The sequence below is a fragment of the Acinetobacter sp. GFQ9D191M genome (assembly GCF_011174875.1).
GTDB lineage: Bacteria > Pseudomonadota > Gammaproteobacteria > Pseudomonadales > Moraxellaceae > Acinetobacter.
In genome coordinates this window covers 1-4,904 of the sequence record NZ_JAALGV010000139.1, presented here as the reverse complement: position 1 = coordinate 4,904, position 4,904 = coordinate 1, and the positions used below count along the sequence as shown (strand labels likewise).

Annotated in this window: 6 protein-coding genes; 3 read left to right on the top strand and 3 right to left on the bottom strand. The window is 37.5% G+C overall.

Going from position 1 to position 4,904, the window contains the following annotated elements; genetic code table 11:
• The first annotated feature begins 558 nt into the window (after positions 1-558).
• A complete protein-coding gene (locus G5T77_RS16370; RefSeq protein ID WP_033917550.1) occupies positions 559-807 on the top strand; it encodes a hypothetical protein in 249 nt (82 codons plus the stop codon).
• 134 nt (positions 808-941) lie between these two features.
• Here G5T77_RS16370 and G5T77_RS16365 read toward each other — a convergent pair whose 3' ends face one another.
• Both G5T77_RS16365 and umuD read right to left on the bottom strand, forming a co-directional pair.
• Positions 942-2,231 carry a Y-family DNA polymerase gene (locus G5T77_RS16365; RefSeq protein ID WP_038350012.1) on the bottom strand — a complete coding sequence of 430 codons (1,290 nt, stop codon included), beginning with the start codon at positions 2,229-2,231 and terminating at the stop codon, positions 942-944.
• Positions 2,228-2,746, bottom strand: a complete 519-nt coding sequence (umuD, locus tag G5T77_RS16360; protein WP_033917549.1) for a translesion error-prone DNA polymerase V autoproteolytic subunit — start codon at positions 2,744-2,746, stop codon at positions 2,228-2,230. Before umuD ends, G5T77_RS16365 begins: the two co-directional genes overlap by 4 nt.
• A 737-nt stretch (positions 2,747-3,483) precedes the next feature.
• Between umuD and G5T77_RS17095 the strand changes: the two genes are divergently transcribed.
• Both G5T77_RS17095 and G5T77_RS16355 read left to right on the top strand, forming a co-directional pair.
• Positions 3,484-3,621, top strand: a complete 138-nt coding sequence (locus G5T77_RS17095) for a hypothetical protein (protein WP_155276666.1) — start codon at positions 3,484-3,486, stop codon at positions 3,619-3,621.
• 114 nt (positions 3,622-3,735) lie between these two features.
• Complete coding sequence (locus G5T77_RS16355) at positions 3,736-4,191, top strand: hypothetical protein (protein WP_033917523.1); 456 nt, start codon at positions 3,736-3,738, stop codon at positions 4,189-4,191.
• A 57-nt stretch (positions 4,192-4,248) separates the two neighbouring features.
• On the opposite strand, the gene G5T77_RS16350 is transcribed toward G5T77_RS16355, so the two are convergent.
• Positions 4,249-4,904, bottom strand: a 656-nt coding sequence (locus tag G5T77_RS16350) for a DNA cytosine methyltransferase (RefSeq protein ID WP_171521907.1), incomplete at its 5' end; no start/stop codon positions are given.

Below are 4,904 nucleotides of genomic sequence, written 5' to 3'. Positions count from 1 at the left end.
CTGTCTTTGCACATTAAAGACTTAAACTGATGAATCATAAAATCAATAACTTACATTAGGTATGATTCAGTAAATTTACATTATAGTTCTAAACTCAATGAACTTTGAGTTTAGATAACCAATCCATTTATGACATAATAGTTGTAAATTTACTTATGTTTGAGTTTACCTATTCCAAATATCCAATAAGTAAATAAAACGGTGATTGCAAGTGATATAAAAATGACTATTGGGGATGGTACTTGCATTGGACTCAACCAAAATCCAAATAAAATACATGCAACAAATGCACTGCTACAAAGAAACAACTTAAAAAATACCACAAGTATTGAATCTGATTTTTTCGTAATATTCATTCAAACTTCCTCTTTGAGTTTACAACTATATTGTTAAAGTTTAGAACATTAATGTCATTTTTGAGACTTTAATGGTCAGTCACAGCAACAAGAAACAGCGCCGATCGCACGATCTGACGTTCAAAACAGTTTCCAGGATCTTTTCAATTGATTTGAGGCTTATATGAATATGCATACGACTCAAAAGAGTGAGAGAGACAAAATGACAAAACGCTGTTCTGTTGATGTGAAGTCACCCTGGTTCTTCATAGAGGACCAAATCCCAAACAAAGATGGCACGGCGTTTATTGTGTGGGATGAATTCTTAGACCATGAAATTAAACCTATCCGCTGGAGCGATAAGATCCGTGACTATGCTTCAGGTGAAGTCGAATGGAGTGGAAGCTTCTTATTTTGGCGATATGATGATGGTACACCAGCTGAATCACCAAGAAGCTATCAGCAATCTTAATTTCTTATATTTCCGAGGGTGTAGCCAATTGATTTTGAGATTTGATCAATCTCTTTAAGGCAAAGGTTTGATTCCTTGAATGCCAGTTCGAGTCTGACCATCCCCGTCATTGCCAACAAATTCCCTCAAATGAATCAATTGAAGACAATCATACCAGCCTCACTAAAATAGTTACGGCTTTGACGTTCTGACTTAGGTTCCCAATCTCTATTTTTCAGATTACATGATCCAGCAGCAATTTTAGCCTTGCCAAACTTACTTTGAATGTTTTGAAACGCCGTCATTAACGCTTGCTCTTTTTCAAGCTGCTCTACGTCAGTTAGTAGGCCGATCGTGCGATGTTCTTCTTTTATCAATTCACACAACATCACGCCACATTTCTTAAACTCTATCCCCTCTTTGTACAATTTATCAATCAGTGATGTGGCAGCTTTAACCAGTTGCATCAAATTGTTTGTAGGTTGGGTAAACGTGTATGTTAACGACTTGCTGTAATACGGTTTTGACTGGTCAAATGGGTTGGATTGCAAGAAAACAATCAGAGATCCGCATAGCTGGTGTTCAGCAACAAGCCGATTGAATGCATTATGGGTATATTTGCTGACGGCTTCTTGAAGAATTGAGAGCTCAGTAATTTTCTGGCCGAAAGATTTGCTCGAGACAATCTGTTGTTTCGCCTTAGGTGAACTTTCAAATTCAAAGCATGGCTGGCCAAGCAATTCTAAAATCGTACTTTGCATATTCACATTGAAGAGTTCACGCATTCGATTCGGGTTGGATGTTGCAAGATCCAGCACACTTAAAATCCCCATGTCATTAAGCTTTTTAGCGTACTTTCGCCCTACACCCCATATTTCATCAACTGGCATGCTTTGATAGTAGCTTTCGACATCTACCAGGCTCATTGTCACTAAATTACAGATTCCATTTAATTCTGGATTCTTTTTGGCAAGGTTGTTGGCCATTTTACTTTCAGTCAGTGTTCTACCAACACCCACGCACGTTGTTAAGCCAATAAACTTATATACTTGATGCCGAATCTCCCGTGCCATTTCAGTAGCATCAAAGTTTTTAGTAAATTGAGTAAATTCTATAAAGCCTTCATCAATGCTGTAAATGCTGTAACAGCTTGGATCTACAAAACCAGATAATATTCCATGAAAACGGCGTGACATTTCGCCATATAGCGCAAAATTGCTCGATAGCACATGAACGTTATGTTTATTGATGATGTCTTGGACCTTAAAGAGTGGCGCACCCATCGGGATTTTTAAGAGTTTAGCTTCAGCGCTTCTCGCGATGATTGTTCCATCATTAGAGCTTAAGACAACGCATGGTTTACCCTTTAACTTAGGGTTCCAAAATGCTTCCATCGAACAATATGCCGAATTTATATCAACATGAATAAATACCCGGTTTGTCATTTTCGTGCGTCTTTAATGATGTAAGTCACTACGCCCCACACAATCAATTCCTGTTCAGGTTTTAGAAAAATATGTGAGTGCTCTTGGTTTTCTGCTTTAAGCCAAACTGGAGGGATAGATTTTGCATCTGGACCAAAAATTTCATTAATTTCACCAGCTGACATTTGCTTGGTGATCATCAACCGCTTAACGGTAAAGTCTGTTTCTAGCTGAGCAACAATAATATCTAGATGCTTGGCGTCTAAGCTTCTATCGATTATGAGCTTATCGTTAATATCTATACCGGCATTTAGCATGGAACGAGAGCCTACTTTACCAATAAACGTAGAGTACTCATTGGTGATCAGCATTTCGTTGAGATCGACCGACTTTTCAATAAAATCTTGTGCTGGTGATGCAAATCCAGCCGACAGCAGCTCTAACGCCACTGGAATGCGTTTAGGTGCACCAGGAGCAAGAGCTTCAATTTCAACTAAATCACCAGCTTTAAGCGGTATTTCTGATTTTTCTGACATCTCAAGACCGGTGAAAGAATATATATACCAATTCTATTTCTTGCATGTCTGATGATCAATCAAAAAATAAAAACCAGTAGGCATGCCACTTGCCTACTGGTCGTATTGGAAGTTCAAAATTGACTTAGATCTTAGAAAAACTCAAGTGATATAAGGCTGTTGCGCGTACTAAATTTTGACGCGGTGATTTTGGTTTCCAGGCCTGGTCAGACCATGGCCAGAGATCAGGAACCGACTCACTTGTATATGCAGATGGTTTAGAGGGAATTCATCGCATAAACAGATTGAGCATTTAATAGCGTTGAATGTTAAATATCTACGGCAAACTGCTTTCAGATTCATGAATTGGGTTTGTTCAAAAACAGCGTTATTAATTAAAAACTAAAACGCCTTTCCACATGTACAAAACCAGTAGAATAAAACCAATAAGAATATGCACTTCGATAATGACTATTAGCCAGCTTCTGCACATATTGAATAAATACTTAAAGAACGATGGCGCTTGGTGTTTATATTCGTTTTCTTCTTCGTAGTCATCTGTATTGACATGGTTCCAAAACGGTTTCTCTTTGGTTTTACACGGGTTGTCATTATCAGATTTAGACAAAATTTTTACCTTTTATAACCTAACCAATTAGATAATTATATTAAATCTATTAGCCACAAAAACTTTATCAAAAAACTTTTTTTCGTTAATTTATTTGTTTAATGCACTGATCAAATTAAATGTGAGTGACTTGGACCTATCTAATCGTATGAAACTGAGTGTTACTGAAGTTGGACATCTATATTCACTTGAATACACAACCAAGATTGAAGTGCTGGAAGAAGCATTTTTAGCATTAGGACTTTGGATCTTCAGGTTATTTAATTAACTTCTACCCTTTTGACCTAGCCTAGCTAGGTTTTTTTTTGAAAAAATTTTAAAGCCCAAACAGTCTTTAAAATGAATACATCAAGCTCATTGCTTAAAACCTGGAGTATTCAAGATGTATCTACGCTACACGATGTTTAAAACAGATGGAGAAAAAGTCCTTAGTTCGCACGGCATTGGGTTAAGCAACTGCTTTATTTACCATGCAGCGGAAATACTCTACAAAGAGGTTCAAAATTCTGCATCTTTTGACCGTTACATTGAGAGATTATCAAAGTGTAATACGATCAAATACAACCACGAACGACACGGCGACAAAGCACGTATTGTCTATTTTGCACCTGAAGATCTAACGCGTGTCTCTTACAGTACAACATATAGCGAACGGGTTGAAAATGCCAATATCGATAGCTTTGACTTGATTACCCTGTACGCTGAGTACAAAACTATTTTTAGTTGTATCTATTTTGATATATCAACGAATACCTGGTCTGTACGTACATACACTGATGTATTAACATCAATGGGCATGTTAAAGCCACCAGTAGCACAGTTAGCATTTGCAATATAAGAGCCCCTGAAAAGTCTTATACCCACCTAGCATTGACCAATCAATGCTAGGTTTTTTTTACGATGCAATTTGATATTTCATTTCATGTTTAAAGTTTGCTTTGACAAGTGCATGGGATAGATCTGGAGGTACTGAGTTACCTACCATTCTGTATTGCTCAGTTTTCGTCAGCTTAATTTTTTGGTTATTTTCATCTACACCATGAGTAAAGATGTAATTGCTTGGAAAGCCCTGAGCCTTATACAACTCAAATGGTTGAATCATCCTAAAACCAATGTCTTCAATATAATAATGTTCATTATTGATTTCGATTAAGCCGAAACGTTCAAACAAGTCATTCTTAAAGTTGAATTGCCCGGTAAATTTCAAAAGTAGCGCACGTACTTCCGCAAACTGATTCACGGTCGTTAACGTGTGAAATGGTTCTGATAGCTCTTGGCCAGTGCACCCCTTTTTCATTTTAGATAGGTGACACACGTATAGCGCATGTGTACCGCCTTTTGTTTCTGCTGTAATTGTACGTAATGGCTCATTTATTGGCATGGATCTACGACTTGAACCATTGGCACACTCAGTAAGAATTGGCGCCACATTGTCCACGATGTAAGGTTTTGGGTTGTGAACGATATATTTTAAAATCCCCCTCACAATTCGCTCTAATGTAGCTGGTGCTAAAGGTTTTTTACGCTTGAATATGCTTAGGGTGTGTTGAC

What these genes read in the sequence shown, in the direction of transcription:
- G5T77_RS16370 (WP_033917550.1), top strand. Translation starts at nt 559, where the DNA reads ATGACAAAACGCTGTTCTGTTGATGTGAAGTCACCCTGGTTCTTCATA.
- G5T77_RS16365 (WP_038350012.1), bottom strand. Translation starts at nt 2,231, where the DNA reads ATGACAAACCGGGTATTTATTCATGTTGATATAAATTCGGCATATTGT.
- umuD (WP_033917549.1), bottom strand. Translation starts at nt 2,746, where the DNA reads ATGTCAGAAAAATCAGAAATACCGCTTAAAGCTGGTGATTTAGTTGAA.
- G5T77_RS16355 (WP_033917523.1), top strand. Translation starts at nt 3,736, where the DNA reads ATGTATCTACGCTACACGATGTTTAAAACAGATGGAGAAAAAGTCCTT.